Source organism: Bibersteinia trehalosi USDA-ARS-USMARC-188 (assembly GCF_000521725.1).
Lineage (GTDB): Bacteria > Pseudomonadota > Gammaproteobacteria > Enterobacterales > Pasteurellaceae > Bibersteinia > Bibersteinia trehalosi.
This window is the reverse complement of the sequence record NZ_CP006954.1, coordinates 2265569-2287413: the sequence shown is the minus strand read 5'-3', so window position 1 is coordinate 2287413 and position 21845 is coordinate 2265569. Positions and strand designations below refer to the sequence as shown.

Sequence of the window (21845 nt, the reverse complement as noted above, 5' to 3'; positions counted from 1 at the left end):
GAACAAAATGAAGAAAACGACTATTTTAAATGCTCAACTTTCCCACACGATTGCCACTCTTGGGCATACCGATGGATTAACTATTTGTGATGCTGGTTTGCCTATCCCTCGAGAGCAAGTGCGCATCGATCTTGCCTTAACGGCGGGCGTGCCGAGTTTTCTTGCAACTTTGCAAGCCGTATTATCAGAAATGTTTGTAGAACGAGTCGTGCTCGCAGATGAAATCAAAAATGCGAATCCATTAATTGAAAAACAACTGCTCGCCATCATGGCACAACTTGAATGCCAGCAGGGAAATGCAATTCAAATTGACTACCTTCCCCACTCACAATTTAAACAACAGAGCAATCAAGCCAAAGCTGTGGTGCGTACGGGGGAGTGCTCGCCTTATGCCAATATCATTCTCTATTCAGGTGTGCCGTTTTAAGGAGGGGAAATGGAAACCTTACTGAAAATTAGCGGTATAGATAAAGCCTTTCCTGGTGTACAAGCTTTGAAAAATGCTTGTTTGAATGTTTATGCGGGACGTGTCATGGCATTGATGGGGGAAAATGGAGCAGGTAAATCTACTTTGATGAAAATTCTGACGGGGATTTACAGCCGTGATGCAGGGACGATTGAGTATCTCGGCAAGGCAGTCAATTTCCCCAATCCGAAAGCCTCGCAAGAAGCAGGCTTAAGCATTATTCACCAAGAGTTGAATATTCTGGGTAATCTTTCAATCGCTGAAAATATCTTTTTAGGCCGCGAGCCAACCTTCCCATGGGGAGGAATCAATTTTGGCAAAATGTATGCTGAATCTGACCGCTTGTTGGCACGGCTTGGAGTGAGTCATTCTAGTAAGAAATCGGCTAGTGAACTTTCCATTGGTGAGCGGCAGATGGTAGAAATTGCTAAAGCATTAAGTTTTGAATCCCGCGTTATTGTGATGGATGAGCCAACTGATGCATTAACCGATACCGAAACAGAAGCCCTGTTTAACGTTATCCGTGAACTCAAAGCCGAAGGGCGTGGCATTGTCTATATTTCGCACCGCTTGAAAGAGATTTTCCAAATTTGTGATGATGTTACGGTGCTGCGTGATGGAGAGTTTATTGGCGAAAGTGCCGTGGCAGATTTAAGCGAAGAACGCTTGATTGAAATGATGGTTGGGCGCAAGTTGGACGAGCAGTATCCGCATATTGAAACACCACAGGGTGAGATTCGTTTGGCGGTTGAGAATCTTTCAGGGAGTGGTGTGGAGCGGGTGAGTTTTTATCTGCGTAGTGGTGAAATCCTTGGTGTTTCTGGCTTGATGGGAGCAGGGCGTACGGAATTAATGAAAGTGTTGTACGGTGCATTGCCTAAAAGCGGTGGTATCGTGCGTTTAAATGGGCAGGAAATTCATAATCATACTCCGCAAGATGGATTAGATAATGGTATTGTCTATATTTCCGAAGATCGTAAAGGTGATGGGCTGATTTTGGGTATGTCTGTGAAAGAGAATATGTCCCTTACTGCGTTAGCTCATCTTTCTGAACATGGAAGAATTAACCATGCTAAAGAGTTGATGACGGTACATGATTTCATCGACCTATTTAATATCAAAACACCGAGTCCAGATAAAGTCATTGGTGAGTTATCGGGTGGGAATCAACAAAAAGTGGCAATTGCTAAAGGGTTGATGACTCGTCCTAATGTGTTGATTTTAGATGAACCTACTCGTGGCGTGGATGTGGGCGCGAAAAAAGAGATTTATCAGCTTATCAATCAGTTTAAATCAGAAGGGTTGAGTATTTTGCTGGTATCAAGCGATATGCCCGAAGTGCTGGGAATGTCAGACCGAATTTTAGTCATGCGTGAAGGTAAAATTTCTGCTGAATTCGACCGCTTGCAAGCAACGCAAGAGAAGATTTTAGCTGCGGCAATTGGGCATTGAAGTCACTTTTCTTTGCTACGGTATAACACAAAGAAAAGTAACCAAAAGAAGAATGAGGATATTTACGCCTCTGCTTTTGAAAACAAATTAATGACTAATACACCACCTAAAATCATTGCCATGCCGATAAAGCCGGCGAGGTCGGGTTTTTGCCCAAAAAGGAAATAGGCGACGAGGGCGGTAAGCACAATGCCACAACCTGCCCATACGGCGTAAACAATCCCAACGGGTAATGTTTTGGTGATGATAGAAAGTAGATAAAGTGATGCCGCAAAGCAAAGTAATACTGCGAGGGTTGGTAACGGTTTAGTAAAACCGTTGCTATATTTGACAGAGTTTGTGCCAATCACTTCAATGACAATGGCACAGCCGAGTAAAAACCAAGGGTTCATAATGAGTCCTACATTAAAAATTGAGATTATAAAGGGTTTTGCCGATTTCTGCACAAGCGGTGGAAAAAACGGTGTTTTTGCAAAATAAAGCGGAAAATAAACCGCTTGTACAACTAAAAAGGATGCGCGATGAACAATTTTAGCCTAAAAAAATTCTTAATTGAGCAACGTTCTATTATTGCGTTGCTTGCCCTGATTGTGGTGGTGTCTTTTTTAAATCCAAACTTTTTTACCACTGATAATTTGCTGAATATTCTGCGTCAAACCTCGGTGAATGCCATTATTGCGATTGGTATGACATTTGTTATTTTAATTGCAGGAATCGATCTTTCTGTTGGCTCAGTGCTCGCTTTAGCTGGTGCAGTAGCTGCAACTATGATCGGTATGGATATATCGATTTACTTGGTTATCCCTGCGGTACTTATTTTTGGTGGTTTACTTGGTACATTGAACGGGGCTTTGGTTGCTTTTGGTAAGGTACAGGCATTTATGGCAACGCTGATCACAATGTTAATGTTGCGTGGTGTCACGATGATTTATATGGAAGGCCGCCCGATTAGTACGGGGTTTTCTGATAATGCTGATGCTTTTGCCGAAATTGGTACAGGTGTGTTACTTGGCGTGCCAGTGCCTGTGTGGTTAATGTTTATTTTATTCGGTATGGCATGGTATATCCTTACTCAGACTCGTATTGGGCGTTATATCTATGCACTCGGTGGTAATGAAGCTGCAACAGCCCTTTCCGGCATTAACGTTAATAAGGTGAAATTATTTGTGTTTGCAGTTAGTGGAGTGCTTGCTGCACTAGCAGGGTTGATTGTGACCTCCAGATTGGGCTCTGCCCAACCTACTGCTGGCTCAGGCTATGAATTAGATGCTATTGCTGCAGTTGTTGTTGGTGGAACTAGTTTGATGGGCGGTAAAGGACGAATTTTTGGCACGTTAATTGGGGCGTTGATTATCGGTTTTCTGAGTAATGCACTTAACTTGTTAGATATTGATTCATACTATCAATTGGTGGCTAAAGCATTAGTTATTTTGGCAGCAGTCATTTTAGATAACTTTATTGGCCGGAAAAAAGTTTAAATTGTAAGAGGTGTACGCTTGCGTTCGCTATCTTGAATTTTACGGTTGCCAGCGTGGCGACCACACATTAATAGGAGAACTTTCTATGAAAAAACTCACAACTTTAGCAATGGCACTTGGCTTAGCAATTAGTGGCTCTGCATTGGCACAAGATACCTTAGCGTTGGCAGTTTCTACGCTGGATAATCCGTTCTTCGTTACCTTAAAAGAAGGGGCTGAGAAAAAAGCGCAAGAGTTAGGTTACAGATTAGTCGTGTTAGATTCCCAAAATGACCCAGCAAAAGAACTTGCTAATGTGGAAGATTTAACCGTACGTGGCGCAAAAGTGCTGTTAGTCAATCCAACAGATTCTGATGCCGTTGGCAATGCAGTGGCAATTGCGAATAAGAAAAACATTCCTGTGATTACGCTTGATCGTGGTGCAAATAAAGGCGTTGTTGTCAGCCATATTGCTTCTGATAATGTGGCTGGTGGAAAAATGGCGGGTGATTTTATTGCGGATAAGGTCGGAAAAAATGCCAAAGTGATTCAATTGGAAGGCATTGCTGGTACTTCAGCCGCTCGTGAACGTGGCGAAGGTTTCAAACAATCTGTAGAAGCAAACAATTTTGAAGTGCTTGCTAGCCAACCGGCGGATTTTGACCGCACTAAAGGGCTAAATGTAATGGAAAACTTATTGGCCAGCCACGGTTCGGCAAAAGCAGTTTTTGCGCAAAATGATGAGATGGCATTAGGTGCATTACGTGCTATTAAGGCGGCGAAAAAAGAGATTATCGTGGTTGGTTTTGATGGTACTGATGATGCAGTGAAAGCTGTTGAAGGTGGATATTTGGCAGCAACGATTGCACAACAACCAGAAAAAATAGGTGAATTAGGCGTAGAAACCGCAGACAAGCTGTTAAAAGGCGAAAAGGTTGAAGCACAAATTCCTGTACCGTTAAAAGTTATTAGCAAATAAATTTATCATTGTTGGGGCGAATTATATTCGCCCTAAATGGTTCATCAGGGCGAATATAATTCGCCCCTACATTCAGTGGGGTAAACAATGAAAACTCTCTGCGTTCTCGGTAGTATCAATGTTGATCACGTTATTCGCGTTCCCTATTTTCCTAAATCAGGTGAAACATTAGCAGGGCATAGCTATCAAATTGCCTATGGCGGAAAAGGCGCAAATCAAGCAGTGGCAGCAGCTAGGCTAGGTGCAAAAGTAAAATTTATCGGTGCAATTGGCGATGATGCGATTGGGCAAACAATGAAATCTGCTTTTGAGCAAGATGGTATTGATACTCAGGCGATTGAAGTGATCCCTAATCAATCAACGGGCTTGGCGATGATTCAAGTTTCTGACGAGGGAGAGAATTCTATTGTTATTTCAGCAGGGGCGAATGCAAATTTAAGCACAGATAGAGTGGCACAACAGCGCACAGCGATCGAGCTCGCAGATATACTCTTAATGCAATTGGAAAGCCCGTTACAAGCGGTTGAATTTGCAGCAAAAATTGCAAAAAAATCAGGGACACTGGTGGTATTAAATCCCGCGCCAGCGCAAGCATTATCAGATGAGCTGTTGGCGTGTGTGGATATTATTACGCCAAATGAAACTGAAGCAGAGATTTTAACTGGAGTGAAGGTGGAAAATGCGCAAACAGCAGCGCAGGCTTCAGCAGTCTTTCATCAAAAGGGCATTATGACTGTTTTGATTACCTTGGGCGCAAAAGGCGTTTATTTAAGCGAACAAGGCAGAGGCGGTGAAATCATTCGCGGTTTTCATGTGCAAGCCATAGATACCACGGCGGCAGGGGATACTTTTAATGGTGGGTTTGTTACGGCATTATTAGAAGGTAAAACACTTTCACAAGCCATTCGTTTTGCCCATGCAGCGGCAGCAATATCTGTTACTCGACTGGGCGCACAAACGGCTATTCCATATAGATCAGAAACATTAGCTTTTCTTTCGCAACATATTTGATTAAATGGTTATTTCGCCACAATATTTTTATAAAGATGTGAGTTTTCTCACATCTTTGCTTTTTTATTTACGCTATGATTTAGTGATTTAGTCACTCGGGAGAAGCATTATGTTTAAACAACTTCAACAGATCGGTAAAGCATTTATGTTACCGATAGCGATATTACCAGCAGCAGGTTTGCTCTTAGGTATTGGGGGAGCTTTATCGAATAAAGCCACAGTTCAAGCGTATCCAATATTAGATAATCCAACTTTGCAAGGCGTTTTTCAGATTATGTCAGCAGCAGGGAGTGTGGTGTTTGCCAATTTAGCCTTATTGCTCTGTATTGGGTTAGGTATTGGATTAGCTAAGCGGGATAAAGGTGTGGCAGCATTAGCAGCTGTAGTTGGCTATTTAATTATGACTGGCACGATTACTGCGTTAATCCCAATTTTTTCTCCTGAAACTCAAGGTATTGATACTGGGGTGATTGGTGCGTTAGTGATGGGATTGATTACAGTTAAACTACATAATCAATATCACAATATTCAACTACCTCAAATTTTGGGATTCTTTGGCGGATCTCGTTTTGTACCAATTGTTACGGCATTTGCAGCTATTTTTGTTGGAGCAATGTTTTTCCTTATTTGGCCTACTTTCCAAAACTGGTTAGTGGCGGCGGGGCAAAGCATTGCTGAAATGGGCGAAATTGGTACCTTTTTCTATGGTTTCTTAATGCGATTAAGTGGTGCTGTTGGATTGCATCATATGATCTATCCACTGTTTTGGTACACTGAATTGGGAGGCATAGAAATGGTAAACGGTGAAGCCATTGTTGGTGCACAGAAAATTTTCTTTGCCCAGCTTGCTGATCCAAATCATCAAGGACTATTTACTGAAGGAACACGTTTCTTTGCTGGGAGATTTGATACTATGATGTTTGGTTTGCCGGCGGCTTGTTTGGCAATGTATCACGCAGTCCCCAAAGCTCGCCGTAAGTTGATAGGCGGTCTATTCTTAGGCGCTGCACTCACTTCTTTTATTACAGGGATCACAGAACCCATTGAATTTATGTTCCTGTTTGTTGCTCCTTGGCTTTATATCTTCCATGCCTTCTTAGACGGCGTATCATTCTATATTGCTGATTTATTAAATATTTCTATTGGTAATACGTTTTCTGGTGGTTTTATTGATTTCTTGTTGTTTGGTATTTTACAAGGTAATGAAAACACGAATTGGGTTCGAGTGATTATTGTAGGATTGCCTTGGGCTGCATTATATTATTTCTCTTTCTTATTTCTTATTAAGAAATTTAATGTGATGACTCCAGGACGTGCAGAAGATAACGAGGAAGCTGTAAAACAGCAACATAGCTCTTTAACTGAACAGGCTCATCAAATTATCTTAGCATTGGGATCTGCAAATAATATTGAAAATGTAGATGCTTGCATCACACGGCTACGAGTGGCTGTGAAAGAGGTGAAATCTGTAGATAAAACCATGCTGAGAAAGTTAGGTGCGATTGATGTTCTGGAAGTTGGTGGTGGAGTGCAAGCCGTTTTTGGGGCAAAAGCCGTATTGTATAAAAGTGAGATTAATCAAATTCTGGGTAAAGATGATTAAAATTAAATGACACAACAACGCAATAGGCGTGTTTTTGTGAAAAATTAACCGCCTGCAGTTGTTAATTTCAGCATGACGAAGAAAAGTTCGCCAAGCGGTCATTTTTTTTAGATTTTTTGCAAAAAAGCGCTTGCAAAGGATTTTGAAATCTCTATAATGCACGCCATCGCAACGACGCACTGTTGCAAAGATAAATTTTCCAGTGCGTCGTTCTTTTTTGTTCTTTAACAATATATCAGACAATCTGTGTGGGCACTTGTTGATTGATTAGTTAAAAATATTTTTTAATTTTGAAGTCTTAATAGGTGCTTAAACTAGAAATTCATTACTTCTATTTAATAGAAATAAAGCGATTTATAGCTAGCAGTTATTGAGCGATTAAACTTTTTGAATTGAAGAGTTTGATCATGGCTCAGATTGAACGCTGGCGGCAGGCTTAACACATGCAAGTCGAACGGTAGCAGGAAGAAGCTTGCTTCTTTGCTGACGAGTGGCGGACGGGTGAGTAATGCTTGGGAATCTGGCTTATGGAGGGGGATAACTACTGGAAACGGTAGCTAATACCGCGTAATATCGAGAGATTAAAGGGTGGGACTTTCGGGCCACCTGCCATAAGATGAGCCCAAGTGGGATTAGGTAGTTGGTGGGGTAAAGGCCTACCAAGCCTGCGATCTCTAGCTGGTCTGAGAGGATGGCCAGCCACACTGGAACTGAGACACGGTCCAGACTCCTACGGGAGGCAGCAGTGGGGAATATTGCACAATGGGGGGAACCCTGATGCAGCCATGCCGCGTGAATGAAGAAGGCCTTCGGGTTGTAAAGTTCTTTCGGTGATGAGGAAGGTGTTTTGTTTAATAGACAAAGCAATTGACGTTAGTCACAGAAGAAGCACCGGCTAACTCCGTGCCAGCAGCCGCGGTAATACGGAGGGTGCGAGCGTTAATCGGAATAACTGGGCGTAAAGGGCACGCAGGCGGATAGTTAAGTGAGATGTGAAAGCCCCGGGCTTAACCTGGGAATTGCATTTCAGACTGGCTATCTAGAGTATTTTAGGGAGGGGTAGAATTCCACGTGTAGCGGTGAAATGCGTAGAGATGTGGAGGAATACCGAAGGCGAAGGCAGCCCCTTGGGAATATACTGACGCTCATGTGCGAAAGCGTGGGGAGCAAACAGGATTAGATACCCTGGTAGTCCACGCTGTAAACGATGTTGATTTGGGGATTGGGCTTTAAGCTTGGTGCCCGTAGCTAACGTGATAAATCAACCGCCTGGGGAGTACGGCCGCAAGGTTAAAACTCAAATGAATTGACGGGGGCCCGCACAAGCGGTGGAGCATGTGGTTTAATTCGATGCAACGCGAAGAACCTTACCTACTCTTGACATCCATGGAATCTTGTAGAGATATGAGAGTGCCTTCGGGAACCATGAGACAGGTGCTGCATGGCTGTCGTCAGCTCGTGTTGTGAAATGTTGGGTTAAGTCCCGCAACGAGCGCAACCCTTATCCTTTGTTGCCAGCGATTTGGTCGGGAACTCAAAGGAGACTGCCAGTGATAAACTGGAGGAAGGTGGGGATGACGTCAAGTCATCATGGCCCTTACGAGTAGGGCTACACACGTGCTACAATGGTGCATACAGAGGGTAGCGAGCCAGCGATGGTGAGCCAATCTCAGAAAGTGCATCTAAGTCCGGATTGGAGTCTGCAACTCGACTCCATGAAGTCGGAATCGCTAGTAATCGCAAATCAGAATGTTGCGGTGAATACGTTCCCGGGCCTTGTACACACCGCCCGTCACACCATGGGAGTGGGTTGTACCAGAAGTAGATAGCTTAACCGCAAGGGGGGCGTTTACCACGGTATGATTCATGACTGGGGTGAAGTCGTAACAAGGTAACCGTAGGGGAACCTGCGGTTGGATCACCTCCTTACCAAGATAACTAAAACGACTGCAAGTGTTCACACAGATTGTTTGATATGAATGAGTAAAGGTTGAGCGGGTGAGTGAGACAAGCGGTATAGGGCTTGAAAAATCTTGCAAAAACGCTAGAATATACGACCTTTGATATGGCAAAGTGGAAAGCATCTTTAAATGTTGTCCCCATCGTCTAGAGGCCTAGGACATCGCCCTTTCACGGCGGTAACCGGGGTTCGAATCCCCGTGGGGACGCCATTTAAAGATGATTTTTATTGTCTTACTGTTCTTTAAAAAATTGGAAACAAGCTGAAAACTGAGAGATTTTCTGTAGGGGCGTATTGCATACGCCCTCAAGTGAAAGTCTGAGTAGTTCAAAATCTTGATTGAACAAAAGCAATCAAGTGTAGTTGTTAATGTTATTTAATCTTAAACCGTTTAAGATTCTTAAAATGTTTGAGGTTGTATAGTTAAGTGACTAAGCGCACAAGGTGGATGCCTTGGCAATCAGAGGCGAAGAAGGACGTGCTAATCTGCGAAAAGCTTGGATGAGTTGATAAGAAGCGTTTAATCCAAGATATCCGAATGGGGAAACCCAGTAGGTGAAGAACCTACTATCATTATCTGAATACATAGGATAATGAGGCAAACCGGGAGAACTGAAACATCTAAGTACCCCGAGGAAAAGAAATCAACCGAGATTTCGTTAGTAGCGGCGAGCGAACGCGAAAGAGCCAGTTAGTGATAGCTTGAATGTTAGGAGAATGAGTTGGGAAGCTCAGCGGCACAGGGTGATAGCCCCGTATCTAAAAACATTCTGGTGGTACTAGGCTAACGACAAGTAGGGCGGGACACGTGATATCCTGTTTGAAGATGGGGGGACCATCCTCCAAGGCTAAATACTCCTGATTGACCGATAGTGAACCAGTACTGTGAAGGAAAGGCGAAAAGAACCCCGGCGAGGGGAGTGAAATAGAACCTGAAACCTTGTGCGTACAAGCAGTGGGAGCCCTTCGGGGTGACTGCGTACCTTTTGTATAATGGGTCAGCGACTTATATTTTGTAGCAAGGTTAACTGAATAAGGGAGCCGTAGGGAAACCGAGTCTTAACTGGGCGAATAGTTGCAAGGTATAGACCCGAAACCCGGTGATCTAGCCATGGGCAGGTTGAAGGTTGGGTAACACTAACTGGAGGACCGAACCGACTAATGTTGAAAAATTAGCGGATGACTTGTGGCTGGGGGTGAAAGGCCAATCAAACCGGGAGATAGCTGGTTCTCCCCGAAATCTATTTAGGTAGAGCCTTGAGCGGACACCTTCGGGGGTAGAGCACTGTTTCGGCTAGGGGTCCATCCCGGATTACCAACCCGATGCAAACTGCGAATACCGAAGAGTGATACTCAGGAGACACACGGTGGGTGCTAACGTCCATCGTGGAGAGGGAAACAACCCAGACCGCCAGCTAAGGTCCCAAAGTCTATATTAAGTGGGAAACGAAGTGGGAAGGCTTAGACAGCTAGGATGTTGGCTTAGAAGCAGCCACCATTTAAAGAAAGCGTAATAGCTCACTAGTCGAGTCGGCCTGCGCGGAAGATGTAACGGGGCTAAAATATAGCACCGAAGCTGCGGCATCAGACGAAAGTCTGTTGGGTAGGGGAGCGTCGTGTAAGCGGAAGAAGGTGAATCGAGAGGTTTGCTGGACGTATCACGAGTGCGAATGCTGACATAAGTAACGATAAAACGAGTGAAAAACTCGTTCGCCGGAAGACTAAGGGTTCCTGTCCAACGTTAATCGGGGCAGGGTGAGTCGGCCCCTAAGGCGAGGCTGAAAAGCGTAGTCGATGGGAAACGGGTTAATATTCCCGTACTTGTAATAACTGCGATGTGGGGACGGAGAAGGTTAGGTTAGCAGACTGTTGGATGTCTGTTTAAGCTGGTAGGTGGAAGACTTAGGCAAATCCGGGTCTTCTTAACACCGAGAAGTGATGACGAGTTTCTAAGGAGATGAAGTAACTGATACCACGCTTCCAGGAAAAGCCACTAAGCTTCAGGTTATTATAAACCGTACTATAAACCGACACAGGTGGTCAGGTAGAGAATACTCAGGCGCTTGAGAGAACTCGGGTGAAGGAACTAGGCAAAATAGCACCGTAACTTCGGGAGAAGGTGCGCTGGCGTAGGTTGTAGGGATTTACTCCCGAAGGCTGAACCAGTCGAAGATACCAGCTGGCTGCAACTGTTTATTAAAAACACAGCACTCTGCAAACACGAAAGTGGACGTATAGGGTGTGATGCCTGCCCGGTGCTGGAAGGTTAATTGATGGTGTTATCGAAAGAGAAGCTCCTGATCGAAGCCCCAGTAAACGGCGGCCGTAACTATAACGGTCCTAAGGTAGCGAAATTCCTTGTCGGGTAAGTTCCGACCTGCACGAATGGCATAATGATGGCCAGGCTGTCTCCACCCGAGACTCAGTGAAATTGAAATCGCCGTGAAGATGCGGTGTACCCGCGGCTAGACGGAAAGACCCCGTGAACCTTTACTATAGCTTGACACTGAACATTGAATTTTGATGTGTAGGATAGGTGGGAGACTATGAAGATGATACGCCAGTATTGTTGGAGTCGTCCTTGAAATACCACCCTTTAACGTTTGATGTTCTAACGAAGATTACGAAACGTGGTCTCGGACAGTGTCTGGTGGGTAGTTTGACTGGGGCGGTCTCCTCCCAAAGCGTAACGGAGGAGCACGAAGGTTTGCTAATCACGGTCGGACATCGTGAGGTTAGTGCAATGGTATAAGCAAGCTTAACTGCGAGACAGACAAGTCGAGCAGGTGCGAAAGCAGGTCATAGTGATCCGGTGGTTCTGAATGGAAGGGCCATCGCTCAACGGATAAAAGGTACTCCGGGGATAACAGGCTGATACCGCCCAAGAGTTCATATCGACGGCGGTGTTTGGCACCTCGATGTCGGCTCATCACATCCTGGGGCTGAAGTAGGTCCCAAGGGTATGGCTGTTCGCCATTTAAAGTGGTACGCGAGCTGGGTTTAGAACGTCGTGAGACAGTTCGGTCCCTATCTGCCGTGGGCGTTGGAGAATTGGTTGGGGCTGCTCCTAGTACGAGAGGACCGGAGTGGACGCACCACTGGTGTTCCGGTTGTGTCGCCAGACGCATTGCCGGGTAGCTAAGTGCGGAAGAGATAAGTGCTGAAAGCATCTAAGCACGAAACTTGCCAAGAGATGAGTTCTCCCTAGCTATAAGCTAGTAAGGGTTGTTGGAGACTACGACGTAGATAGGTCTGATGTGTAAGCGTTGCGAGACGTTGAGCTAACAGATACTAATTGCCCGAGAGGCTTAACTATACAACCTCAAGCGTTTTTGGTTCAGATGTCAGACTTCAGATGACAGAAGACAGGAGCGATTGCGGAATTAACAGAGTGTGCGAAAAGAAAGCACAAGAACGAAAAATCAGGATTTAGCTTGTTTCAAATTTAAATGTAGGGGCGAATAATATTCGCCCTAAACAGAGAGATAAAGAACAACAATATAACGGACAGAAATCATCGAAGATTTTCCTGATGTCCATAGTGCTGTGGTACCACCTGACCCCATACCGAACTCAGAAGTGAAACGCAGTAACGCCGATGGTAGTGTGGGGTTTCCCCATGTGAGAGTAGGGCTACATCAGGGTATTATTTAAGGAACCCCAAGTCGCGAGGCTTGGGGTTTTTGCTTTTGGATGTTTTGAGTTTATCCGAAATGTTTTATTGTATCTGCTACGTATCCGCTACACTTTTGCAGATTTTTAGTGAAAATAAACCGCTTGTTATTGGCAATAAACGAATACAAGCGGTTTATTTATATCTGAAATGTGCAAAACTTTCGAAAATTTACGGGCTGGCTATTCGTTCTCTGGCTAAGGAAAATCCATATATGCTATATTGAGTTCTCTAGCTGAAATGAAGGAAACGAAATGCAACAGTATTCTATTGGTTTAGTTTTATCGGGCGGAGGACATAAAGGGTTGGTTCACGCAGGAGTATTGCAGTTTCTGCAAGAGCAGAAGATTGAGCCGCAGATCTTCTCTGGTACTAGTGCAGGAGCTCTTATTAGTAGTCTATATGCTGTAGGCAAAAGCCCTCGGGAGATATTAGAGTTTTTCCGCTCGGTTAATTTGTTTAATGTACACCATTTTTCCCTAGCCAAAAATGGATTATTAAATGCTGAAAAATTTATGGTCTATTTAGAACAAGTATTTGGTGAGTTAAGAGTGGGAGATTTACCAAAAGAAGTTTATATTTCTGCGACAAATATTGAGACGGCAAAACCTAAGATTTTTAGCCCTCAAACTAAATTGAAAGAAGCGGTTGCTGCATCTTGTGCTTTTCCTGGCGTATTCTCTCCAATCATGGTAGAAGGAAAATTATATAGCGATGGTGGTATTTTAAATAATTTTCCAGCTAATGTAATTCAAGGGCGATGTGATTTTGTCATAGGGGTAAATTTAGATTGCGGTTTAGACTATAAGCCAGCAAACAAATTTGCTTTTGCTCCTCAAACAGCATGGCGTGCGATTGAAATTATGATGTCACAGAATTCTGCTATGCAGAATCGTTTTTGTGACTGGTTGATTAATCCCAAAGACGTTAATCAATACAGTGTATTTGAATTATCAAGTAAGCGACTTGATGCTATTTTTAATTTAGGCTATCAGACTGCTAAAAGAGAATTCGCAAAGTTAAACCCGAGTATATTTGGGTAAATGCTGTTCTACTTTAAAACAATGCCGCTTAATTTAAGTGGCATTGCTTATCTAGTTTAAAATGCCCCCATGTCTAGAATCGCTGCTTTTTGATTTGCTCGGAGATAGCTTGGGTATTGTTCAATTTGTGCTAAGTAACGCTGAATATTTGGATAATCTGCCAGATCAACATAATTTTTCCCCCATTGTAATGGAAAGCTGAGCGAGAAATCAGCTCCAGTCAATTGTTCGCCTATAATCCATTTTTTACCTGCGAGAGCCTGTTCAATATGCTTGAAATAAAGTGTTGTTTGCATTTTAGCATAGTCGTTGTATGCACCTAGGTCGCCTTGCTTTGCCAAGAGTTGTGCTAAATTTGCTGAGAATAGTGAGGCAGAAATAGAGAGCCAATAAAGATAGTAAGAGTAGTCGTCAGTTTTGTGATGAGGAGTGAGTTTACCATTATCGTAGCGATCAAGCAGGTGCTGAATAATTGCATTACCCTCGGCGAGTATTAAATTCCCATCTTGTAATACAGGAGCTTTACCTAATGGATGTTGTGCTTTTAATTCAGCTGGTGCAAAGCCAGTTTCGGGCTCTCGATCATAAATTTTGAGCTCGTAATCTAACCCTAATTCTTCTAAGAGCCAAACAATACGGTGTGAACAAGATTGTTTCAAATAATGTAATGTAATCATAATTTCGTCCTTTAGCCTAAAGATAAAAACGGTCGTTTTGCAAATTTCTTTACCAAAACGACCGCTTAAATTACAAATCAAAAGATTGAATTAAATTTACGTGTAAACGAGTTTCCACATTGCCCCGTACCGCATTTGAATATGGACAAACTTCGTGTGCACGTTCAATTAATGTACGGGCTTCTGCTTCGCTAATTCCTGCTACGGTAATAGTGATATCTAAATCTAATGAGAATGCACCGTCGGCTTTTTGCCCGATTCCCACCGCAACCGATGTAGAAGATTGACTTGGCTTAATGCCTAAGGTTGGTGCAACATGATTCATTGCACTGTCAAAGCATGCTGCGTACCCCATAGCAAAAAGTTGCTCGGGGTTAGTTCCTTCTTTGCCGCTCTCGTTTTGGAAACCAACTAAATCAAAGCCGATTGAACCGTCATCTACACGGGTATGTCCATCACGACCGCCTGTTGCAGTTGCACTTGTGTGGTAAAAAATTTTCATAGTAATTCCTTAATAAAAACAATTTAAAGTGAACTATACGTTTGTCATTGCGTATTGGGGAATATTATACGCTTATTTTTATTGTGTGCAATATAATTTTGAAAAATACTTAAATTATTTGCTAGAATACATCAGCTCATATTCATCAACAATTTCTTTAAACAAGCGATAGGATTTCTGCATTTTAGCTTCGTCCCAGATATAGCCTGTACACATAATCTCATCAACGCCGTCAAATTCTTGGCGGAATTGCGCATACTGCTTAGCAACCGTTGCTTTACTGCCTATAAAAATCCCTGCGGTTTGCAGTTGGATTGAACGCTCTTCGGCAGCAGAACTGTAATCAATCTGTACAATGGGAGGTTGAACGGGAATGTTTAGTCCTCGTTGCTCATTTAAAAATAATTGAATCAACGTACTGTTGTTGTAATACGCTTCTTCATCGCTATCCGCTACCGCAAGGTTCCAACATAAAATCACATAAGGATGTTGGCAATAGGCGGACGGTTGGAAATGTTGGCGGTAAATGGTAATGGCTTCTTTTTGTTGCATCGGCATAAAGTGCGAAGCAAAAGCATAGGGCAAGCCTTTTTCTGCTGCATAGTAGGCACTGGATACACTAGAGCCTAAAATAAACATTGGCACATTGGTTTCTACACCGGGAATAGCATTGACACCATTTAACTTCTCCGTACCAAAATAGCCCTGTAATTCATTCACATATTGCTCGTGATCAGGATTCACACTACGCAAAGCTCGTGCGGTAAAAGGATCGGTTCCCTTAGCCCGCCCTATTCCGATTTCCACCCGATTGGGGTAGAGAGTTGCCAAAGTGCCATATTGTTCTGCCACAATAAGCGGGCTATGGTTCGGACTCATCACCCCGCCCGCCCCAACTTTAATGCGGTCGGTATGGTGCAAAATTTGTGAGACTAAAATTTGTGTCGCAGAGCTGGCATAGGCTTTAATGTTGTGATGCTCGGCAATCCAGTAGCGTTCAAACCCTAACTCTTCGGCTAATTTTACTTCTCGCAACATCGCTTCAATCGCTTGCTTATGTGTTTGCCCTTGACGAATAGGCACAAGGCTTAATGCTGATAATTTCATTTTGCTTTCCGAACAATAAACAACAAGCGGTAGATTTTTAGCAAAATTTTGCGAAAAAACCACCGCTTGCAAAGGTAAAAAAGATACTTTTATAGGTTTGCTAACTTAGCAATTACTCGTGCAGCATGTGCTTTGGCTTTAGCTTGTACATTGGCTAAATCCGCTTCTGTATGCACGTTTGGAATGTAAAGTTGCGCATAGCTCACCTCTGGTTCAAGCCATTCAAAACTTGCATAAATCGCTGAACTTTTCATTGGCTTAAGCAGGTCGTCTATTTTGCCCATTACTTCATCAGTGTAAACCTCTTTAACACCGCCTGTGGTGGTAGAAACCAATAATTTCTTACCTTTCAACTTATCACCGCCTTCACCATAAGCAAAGCCGTATGTCCACACGTCATCAAGCCATTTTTTCAAAATCGCAGGGGTGTTGTACCAAAAAATTGGGTATTGCAATACGACAACATCCGCTTCCAGCAGGGCTTGCTGCTCTGCACTAACATCAATGTTAAAGTCAGGATAAAGTTCACTTAAACGGCGAATACTCACTTGTGAACCTAAGCCTTGTTCCAATTCATCTAAAATCAAACGATTACTTGTTGAATGATTGAGATTTTGATGTGCTGAAATCACTAAAATGTTAGCCATACAATGTTCCTTCTAAAAATGAATAATTGAATGAAATTAACCTTTTAACACACGATACGCCTCAACAGTGCTGTCTGCAACGTGGGCAAGCGCAAAGACATCAGCACCAACCACCACGAAACTTGCTCCCCACTCAATGTAGCGTTGTGCTTCTTCTGGCGAGCTTGCAAGAGTACCGACTGGTTTTCCCCAACCACGAATATCTTGAATCAGCTTTTTGATGGTTGCTTGCATCTCTTCGCCAGAGAAATCACCATAATAGCCCATATCCACCGCCAAATCAGCAGGGCCTAAGAAAATAGCATCTACCCCTTCGGTTTTGGCAATCGCTTCGGCATTTTGCACACCTAATTTGCTCTCAATTTGTAGTGCAAGGAATAGATGTTGCTCACCGCTTGCAGCATAATCTGGAATGCGTCCCCAACGTCCTGCTCTTGCGCCCGGTGCCCCAAATCCACGCTTGCCTTTTGGCGGATAATACATAGATTCTGCGATATATTTGGCTTGCTCGCCTGTTTCAATCATCGGGGCAATAATAGATTGAATGCCTGCATCAAGGAGCTGTTTAATTAACGCGCGGTCGCTTTCTAATGGGCGAACGACTACGTGGCTATCGTAAGCCGCAATCGCTCTTGCCTGAGCAAGAACAGTTTCAAGCGTATTTGGCCCGTGTTCGCCATCAATCCAAAGGAAATCAAAGCCCGAACCTGCCACAATTTCAGCGACCGTTGCTGAACCTGAACTGAGCGCAAAACCAACCTGCACTTGATGATTAGTCACGGCTTGTTTAAATGGATTGGTTAAATAATCTTTATCAAATTGACGCATAATGAGTATCCTTGTTTGCAAATTTTTATGGTATTTAAACCGCTTGTTACGCTCTTGCCGCTAAATAAAGCTGATCGCCCAAACGGTCTAACAAGCTCATTTCCGCTTCTAACCACGCTAAATGCTCTTCTTCATCTTTTAAAATCTCTTCCACCAACACACGAGAGGTGGCATCGTGCTCTGCTTGGAAAAGCTCAATCACTTCATTTAAACGAGGGCGAGCGTCAATTTGTAATTTCAAATCAGCTTCAAATGCACTGGCAATATCTGTACCAAAAGTAGGTTGTGGCAAAGTGTAAGCAATTTCACCACCTAAATCCAAAATACGATTTTGTAAATTGATGATCGTTTCTGGCTCATCATCAATATGAGCTGCCATTGTCTCTGCCAATTTTTCATAGCCCCACGCACGCACCAATACTAAGTGTGTTTGATGCTGAATGTTTGCCATTTGATATACCGCTAATAGTTCGTTTAATTTTTCAATAATTTTGCTATTCATTATTTTTCTCCTGATTTAAGTAAGGAATGAATATATAATAGATCCAAATTTAATTGCGTGCAATCTATTTTAATGGAAAGATGGTTTCCATAAATGGAAATGACATCAAAGAATGTTATGATTATTTGCAGATTTCTCGCCAAAATCCACCGCTTGTCTAAGCTCGTTGATTTTAAGGCTCGCCCCATTGAGAAAACAAAGGAGCAAGCCGTTATTTTCATTTAGCTTCTTCCCGTTCTCAACCCAGCCTTGCCGTTTTCCCACAGTGATTTGAATAACACTTTCCATGCGGATAATTTGAGATTAGGCAATTTACCTTGCCCCATCAATGCCATTTGAGCCATATACCAATTCATTTCCAGCATTGCCCCGACCTTTTTATCAATCGGTGCAAAGCCCGTTTGAATGCGGTTTGTGCTTAGGGTTTGATAAATGCCGTGTTGAATTTGGTTTGGTAAATCTGGCATCAAGGCAAAGGGTCTTGCAATGCCGACAAAGTCTAAATGACCGCTAGCTAGAGCATCATTCATGGCAGTTTCGCTTCTAACCCCGCCTGTAATAATTAGCGGTACTTGGCTGACTTTTCTCGCTTTTTCAGCATAATCAATAAAAAAAGCTTCTCGCTGACGAGTGCTAGATTTTTCGGCAAGCATCGCTGGGCTTTCATAGTTTCCGCCTGAAATCTCAATGAAATCAATGCCTAATGCCGACAGTTTTTGCACAACTTGAATGCTTTCTGTTTCATCAAAACCACCTTTTTGAAAGTCAGCCGAATTCAGTTTCACCCCTACGAGAAAATCCTGCCTAACATTGGCACGAATGCCGTGATAAATTTCAACCAAAAATCGCATACGATTGGCTAAACTACCGCCCCATTCATCACTGCGTTGGTTATGATGAGGAGAGAGAAATTGGCTAATTAAATAGCCGTGTGCGGCGTGAATTTGTACGCCGCTAAACCCTGCTTTTTCGGCAATTTGAGCCGTGCGGATAAATTCTGCAATAATTTGTTGAATTTCTACCGCTTGTAGTGCACGAGGCGGATTGATAAAGCCGTCCATTCCCACCAAAGGAACAGCACTGGGAGCAACAGGGGTAGGATTGATAACGTTGGGCGACTGTTTACCTGCGTGGTTAATTTGCATAATCAACAACGTATTATCGGTTTTCCCCGCTTCTGCCCACGCTTTAAGAGTAGTTAAATCGGTCTCATCAGAAATGACAACATCATTGATCGAACCTTTTCCTTGACGGCTTACCATCACATTCCCTGTGACCAATACGCCAGCTCCGCCTTTTGCCCAAGTGCGATAAAGCTTCACCAAATGTGGCGTGGGGCGGTCATTTTTCGCAAGTTGCTCTTCCATTGCCGATTTAAAAAAACGGTTTTTAGCGGTTTGGCCGTTGGGGAAAGTGAAAGGTTGAAATAACATAAAAATCTCCATAGTGTTTATATGTTTAAAAATGTAAACTTGTTTATCAAAATAAAAGGTGCAATGGCTGCACCCGTAATACTATTCGGATTGGCTTGGGCAATACTGTCTCATCAACTCAACCAGCTTGCCTATTTTTTCAATCTCTTCTTTCATTGCTAAACGATAAAAACGCTCTTTGCCAATTTGCTCCACGCTCACCGCATTCGCCTGCAACATGATTTTCAGATGATGCGACACCGCAGGGCGAGAAAGATGTAGCTGTTCTGTAATTTGATTGACATTCATTGCACCCCGATCCAGTAAAAGTTTTAAAATTAGATGACGATTTTCATCAGCTAAAACGGTAAAAATGGGAATGCAATCTTTCATCAACTGCATCGCATAGGTTTGTTCGTTCATATCAGATTATAGGTTTAAAAATTTAGACGCATTATAATACAACATCAAGTAATTCAACAAGCAAATGGAAAATCAATTGGTGATTTACAGATTTTTCGTTAAAAAATACCGCTTGTAGATTAGCTCAACAAGCGGCACGGTATAAGTTTAATGTCCACCCATTTTAGACAATGTATTCATCATTATCACCCCAGCCAAAATCAGGGCAATACTCACCATTCCCCAAAAATCTACCTTTTCGCCAAACACTACCACACCAACAATTGCCGTCAAAACTAGCCCTACGCCCGACCAAATGGCATATGCCATACCCAGCGGAATGGATTTTAGCGTTAAAGACAAACAATAAAACGCCAACGCAAAGCCAATCGCCACACCGACAGATGGTAAGGGCTTGGTAAAGCCTTGTGAGAGCTTAATCATTGTTGAACCAAAAACTTCACTACAAACGGCAATCGCCAAGAAAATAGACCAGTGCATAAATACTCCTAAAATAAAATTAACTTTCCAAATAATTTGCCATTAAGGTTTGCAAGTTTTGCATTTGCTTTAATAGCAATAACATTTGCTCATCGCCAAACTCATCAATGATTTTTTGTTCAAGGTTTAATAGCGGTTCAATAATCGGCTTTGCAAAAGCTTTGCCTTTATCAGTTAAAGATAGGATTTTTTCTCGCTTATCGTTATCACTACTTTGAATCACAATGATGCCGTCTGCTTCATATTTTTTACAAAGGGTGTGAATGGTTTGTTTGGCAAGATGATATTTGTCGGCAATGTGTTTTTGCGTGGCAAAATCACTAATCCAAAGCGTATAAAGAATGGCAAGCTCGTTGGCATTTATCTGATGATTTTTAGCAAAAATGGCATAGCTTAAATTGACCCTTGTACAGGCATCGCCGATTTCATCAAGGATATTGGGGCTGACTTTTAGCATAAATAGTCCTAAAATTAACTAATTTTGTGTATTTTAGTCAATTTTAAGACTAAATTCAAGGGTTAATTTTCAGACTATCTGAAAGGTTATTTTGCAGATTTTGAAAAGAAAAAGACCGCTTGTTAATCACAAGCGGTCTCTTTTCATCATAATTTTGCTAACACATTTTCTGCTAAATCTTGTAATGCCTCTTTCGCTGGGCGAGTGGTAGGTTTGAGATTGATCGTTACGTGTGCTAAGCCTTGTTCTTTCTGCTCTTGCCAAAATTCTCGTAAACCATTTGCTCCACCACGCAAGTAGATGTTGTTATAAAGCTGAGCAGGTGCATTTGGATCTTCTAACAATTCCACAAAATTGGCGTAGCCGAAAGGACGCCAAATGCCATCTTGGTTTAACTCTTGTAACTGAGCAATAATTTTAGCGGTATTGGCAGGATTCACTCCATGCCAAATCCACGCATCGGGGGTATTCGCCAGCCAATCAAATTCTTGCCTTGCCCGCCCAATCGCCACCATCGGTAGGCGGTTTTTCACTTTGGGATAGGTGTCAATATCGCCTGTTAAGCTACCGTAATGTTTGCCTTTGAACAGTGGGAAATCCTGTGTTTTTGGATCAGTGAGCGTGCGGATTAAATCAAAACTCTCCCGAAAACGCTCAGCACGATTTTCAAAATTTTCGTTAAATGCAGGGTACTCTACGGGTCTATCGCCAGAGGATAAGCCCAAAATAAATCGCCCTTGCGTTAAATTATCCACACTGGTCGCCGATTTAGCGATATGGGCTGGTGAACGCAGGGGCGAGACAATGCCTGCTGTACCCAGTGCGATATTTTTGGTGCGTGCCGCTAAATAGCCTAATGCGACAAAAGGATCTAACCCTTGCCCCACATCGCCAAAATGGGGATCGTAAAAAGGCACGTCTCGCAGCCATAATGCGGAAAAACCTAATTGATCGGCCAATTCCGCTAAATCGCCTAAATCGGAAATATCAGGAAAAGGTGTATCTGCATAGCCTTTAAAAGGGGCGATTAAGCCTAAGGTTAATTTATCTTGTTGAAAAACTTGAGAAAAAGCAGGAGATTGCGTCGTCATTTCGTATTCCTATCTGATGTGTAATAGGCGTATTTTAAGGAATAAGATTGATGAGAAAAATAGATGCAATTGGGA

At 42.9% G+C, this 21845-nt stretch carries 19 protein-coding genes, 1 tRNA gene and 3 rRNA genes; 11 read left to right on the top strand and 12 right to left on the bottom strand.

All coding sequences use genetic code 11. From position 1 onward, the window contains the following. Nucleotides 1–7 precede the first annotated feature (7 nt). Nucleotides 8–427: a D-ribose pyranase gene (gene rbsD, locus F542_RS10465; RefSeq protein ID WP_015431501.1), complete on the top strand. Its 420-nt coding sequence runs from the start codon at nucleotides 8–10 to the stop codon at nucleotides 425–427. 9 nt (nucleotides 428–436) lie between these two features. Further along, nucleotides 437–1918 carry a ribose ABC transporter ATP-binding protein RbsA gene (gene rbsA, locus F542_RS10460; RefSeq protein WP_025267498.1) on the top strand — a complete coding sequence of 494 codons (1482 nt, stop codon included), beginning with the start codon at nucleotides 437–439 and terminating at the stop codon, nucleotides 1916–1918. 62 nt (nucleotides 1919–1980) lie between these two features. Here rbsA and F542_RS10455 read toward each other — a convergent pair whose 3' ends face one another. Then, nucleotides 1981–2310, bottom strand: coding sequence for a DMT family transporter (locus F542_RS10455; RefSeq protein ID WP_015431503.1), 330 nt, complete (start codon nucleotides 2308–2310; stop codon nucleotides 1981–1983). A 129-nt stretch (nucleotides 2311–2439) separates the two neighbouring features. Here F542_RS10455 and rbsC point away from each other — a divergent pair, with 129 nt between their 5' ends. The 9 genes from rbsC (at nucleotide 2440) to F542_RS10410 (ending at nucleotide 13644) form a co-directional block, all read left to right on the top strand. After that, nucleotides 2440–3396: a ribose ABC transporter permease gene (gene rbsC, locus F542_RS10450; RefSeq protein WP_015431504.1), complete on the top strand. Its 957-nt coding sequence runs from the start codon at nucleotides 2440–2442 to the stop codon at nucleotides 3394–3396. A gap of 85 nt (nucleotides 3397–3481) precedes the next feature. Then, nucleotides 3482–4354 carry a ribose ABC transporter substrate-binding protein RbsB gene (gene rbsB / locus F542_RS10445; protein ID WP_025267497.1) on the top strand — a complete coding sequence of 291 codons (873 nt, stop codon included), beginning with the start codon at nucleotides 3482–3484 and terminating at the stop codon, nucleotides 4352–4354. 87 nt (nucleotides 4355–4441) lie between these two features. Beyond that, the gene (gene rbsK, locus F542_RS10440; RefSeq protein ID WP_015431506.1) at nucleotides 4442–5365 is read left to right on the top strand and encodes a ribokinase; all 924 of its coding nucleotides are present in this window, start codon (nucleotides 4442–4444) and stop codon (nucleotides 5363–5365) included. 109 nt (nucleotides 5366–5474) lie between these two features. Then, on the top strand, nucleotides 5475–6968 hold the full coding sequence (locus F542_RS10435) for a PTS transporter subunit EIIC (RefSeq protein WP_015431507.1): 1494 nt from the start codon (nucleotides 5475–5477) through the stop codon (nucleotides 6966–6968). A gap of 389 nt (nucleotides 6969–7357) precedes the next feature. Further along, nucleotides 7358–8897, top strand: a 16S ribosomal RNA gene (locus tag F542_RS10430). Between the two features lie 166 nt (nucleotides 8898–9063). Next, nucleotides 9064–9139: transfer RNA gene (locus F542_RS10425), tRNA-Glu, on the top strand. 210 nt (nucleotides 9140–9349) lie between these two features. Beyond that, a 23S ribosomal RNA gene (locus F542_RS10420) occupies nucleotides 9350–12244 on the top strand. A gap of 212 nt (nucleotides 12245–12456) precedes the next feature. Further along, nucleotides 12457–12572: ribosomal RNA gene (gene rrf, locus F542_RS10415) — 5S ribosomal RNA — on the top strand. Together the 16S, 23S and 5S rRNA genes with 1 tRNA gene alongside form the textbook arrangement of a ribosomal RNA operon. A gap of 283 nt (nucleotides 12573–12855) precedes the next feature. Then, entirely contained in the window at nucleotides 12856–13644 is a 789-nt protein-coding gene (locus F542_RS10410; RefSeq protein WP_015431509.1) for a patatin-like phospholipase family protein, read from the top strand. Between the two features lie 56 nt (nucleotides 13645–13700). On the opposite strand, the gene F542_RS10405 is transcribed toward F542_RS10410, so the two are convergent. From F542_RS10405 to F542_RS10355, 11 genes are all read right to left on the bottom strand, one after another. After that, nucleotides 13701–14321, bottom strand: coding sequence for a glutathione S-transferase family protein (locus F542_RS10405; protein ID WP_015431510.1), 621 nt, complete (start codon nucleotides 14319–14321; stop codon nucleotides 13701–13703). A gap of 70 nt (nucleotides 14322–14391) precedes the next feature. Then, on the bottom strand, nucleotides 14392–14823 hold the full coding sequence (locus F542_RS10400) for an organic hydroperoxide resistance protein (protein ID WP_015431511.1): 432 nt from the start codon (nucleotides 14821–14823) through the stop codon (nucleotides 14392–14394). Nucleotides 14824–14937: 114 nt separating this feature from the next. Continuing rightward, nucleotides 14938–15930, bottom strand: a complete 993-nt coding sequence (locus F542_RS10395) for an LLM class flavin-dependent oxidoreductase (RefSeq protein WP_025267496.1) — start codon at nucleotides 15928–15930, stop codon at nucleotides 14938–14940. Between the two features lie 89 nt (nucleotides 15931–16019). After that, entirely contained in the window at nucleotides 16020–16577 is a 558-nt protein-coding gene (locus tag F542_RS10390; RefSeq protein WP_025267495.1) for an NAD(P)H-dependent oxidoreductase, read from the bottom strand. Nucleotides 16578–16613: 36 nt separating this feature from the next. After that, entirely contained in the window at nucleotides 16614–17405 is a 792-nt protein-coding gene (locus F542_RS10385; RefSeq protein WP_025267494.1) for an HpcH/HpaI aldolase family protein, read from the bottom strand. A 46-nt stretch (nucleotides 17406–17451) separates the two neighbouring features. Then, nucleotides 17452–17907, bottom strand: coding sequence for a ferritin-like domain-containing protein (locus F542_RS10380; RefSeq protein ID WP_025267493.1), 456 nt, complete (start codon nucleotides 17905–17907; stop codon nucleotides 17452–17454). Nucleotides 17908–18128: 221 nt separating this feature from the next. Next, the gene (locus F542_RS10375; RefSeq protein WP_025267492.1) at nucleotides 18129–19340 is read right to left on the bottom strand and encodes an NADH:flavin oxidoreductase/NADH oxidase family protein; all 1212 of its coding nucleotides are present in this window, start codon (nucleotides 19338–19340) and stop codon (nucleotides 18129–18131) included. Between the two features lie 81 nt (nucleotides 19341–19421). Next, complete coding sequence (locus F542_RS10370) at nucleotides 19422–19742, bottom strand: ArsR/SmtB family transcription factor (protein ID WP_025267491.1); 321 nt, start codon at nucleotides 19740–19742, stop codon at nucleotides 19422–19424. Between the two features lie 147 nt (nucleotides 19743–19889). Beyond that, nucleotides 19890–20222, bottom strand: coding sequence for a DMT family transporter (locus F542_RS10365; RefSeq protein ID WP_025267490.1), 333 nt, complete (start codon nucleotides 20220–20222; stop codon nucleotides 19890–19892). A gap of 19 nt (nucleotides 20223–20241) precedes the next feature. Further along, nucleotides 20242–20679 (bottom strand): MarR family winged helix-turn-helix transcriptional regulator, encoded by a 438-nt coding sequence (locus F542_RS10360; protein WP_025267489.1) that lies wholly within the window; start codon nucleotides 20677–20679, stop codon nucleotides 20242–20244. Between the two features lie 146 nt (nucleotides 20680–20825). Then, on the bottom strand, nucleotides 20826–21770 hold the full coding sequence (locus F542_RS10355) for a TIGR03571 family LLM class oxidoreductase (RefSeq protein ID WP_025267488.1): 945 nt from the start codon (nucleotides 21768–21770) through the stop codon (nucleotides 20826–20828). Nucleotides 21771–21845 lie beyond the last annotated feature (75 nt).

Coding starts and splice junctions, on each gene's coding strand:
- rbsD (WP_015431501.1), top strand. CDS start 8: ATGAAGAAAACGACTATTTTAAATGCTCAACTTTCCCACACGATTGCC.
- rbsA (WP_025267498.1), top strand. CDS start 437: ATGGAAACCTTACTGAAAATTAGCGGTATAGATAAAGCCTTTCCTGGT.
- F542_RS10455 (WP_015431503.1), bottom strand. CDS start 2,310: ATGAACCCTTGGTTTTTACTCGGCTGTGCCATTGTCATTGAAGTGATT.
- rbsC (WP_015431504.1), top strand. CDS start 2,440: ATGAACAATTTTAGCCTAAAAAAATTCTTAATTGAGCAACGTTCTATT.
- rbsB (WP_025267497.1), top strand. CDS start 3,482: ATGAAAAAACTCACAACTTTAGCAATGGCACTTGGCTTAGCAATTAGT.
- rbsK (WP_015431506.1), top strand. CDS start 4,442: ATGAAAACTCTCTGCGTTCTCGGTAGTATCAATGTTGATCACGTTATT.
- F542_RS10435 (WP_015431507.1), top strand. CDS start 5,475: ATGTTTAAACAACTTCAACAGATCGGTAAAGCATTTATGTTACCGATA.
- F542_RS10410 (WP_015431509.1), top strand. CDS start 12,856: ATGCAACAGTATTCTATTGGTTTAGTTTTATCGGGCGGAGGACATAAA.
- F542_RS10405 (WP_015431510.1), bottom strand. CDS start 14,321: ATGATTACATTACATTATTTGAAACAATCTTGTTCACACCGTATTGTT.
- F542_RS10400 (WP_015431511.1), bottom strand. CDS start 14,823: ATGAAAATTTTTTACCACACAAGTGCAACTGCAACAGGCGGTCGTGAT.
- F542_RS10395 (WP_025267496.1), bottom strand. CDS start 15,930: ATGAAATTATCAGCATTAAGCCTTGTGCCTATTCGTCAAGGGCAAACA.
- F542_RS10390 (WP_025267495.1), bottom strand. CDS start 16,577: ATGGCTAACATTTTAGTGATTTCAGCACATCAAAATCTCAATCATTCA.
- F542_RS10385 (WP_025267494.1), bottom strand. CDS start 17,405: ATGCGTCAATTTGATAAAGATTATTTAACCAATCCATTTAAACAAGCC.
- F542_RS10380 (WP_025267493.1), bottom strand. CDS start 17,907: ATGAATAGCAAAATTATTGAAAAATTAAACGAACTATTAGCGGTATAT.
- F542_RS10375 (WP_025267492.1), bottom strand. CDS start 19,340: ATGTTATTTCAACCTTTCACTTTCCCCAACGGCCAAACCGCTAAAAAC.
- F542_RS10370 (WP_025267491.1), bottom strand. CDS start 19,742: ATGAACGAACAAACCTATGCGATGCAGTTGATGAAAGATTGCATTCCC.
- F542_RS10365 (WP_025267490.1), bottom strand. CDS start 20,222: ATGCACTGGTCTATTTTCTTGGCGATTGCCGTTTGTAGTGAAGTTTTT.
- F542_RS10360 (WP_025267489.1), bottom strand. CDS start 20,679: ATGCTAAAAGTCAGCCCCAATATCCTTGATGAAATCGGCGATGCCTGT.
- F542_RS10355 (WP_025267488.1), bottom strand. CDS start 21,770: ATGACGACGCAATCTCCTGCTTTTTCTCAAGTTTTTCAACAAGATAAA.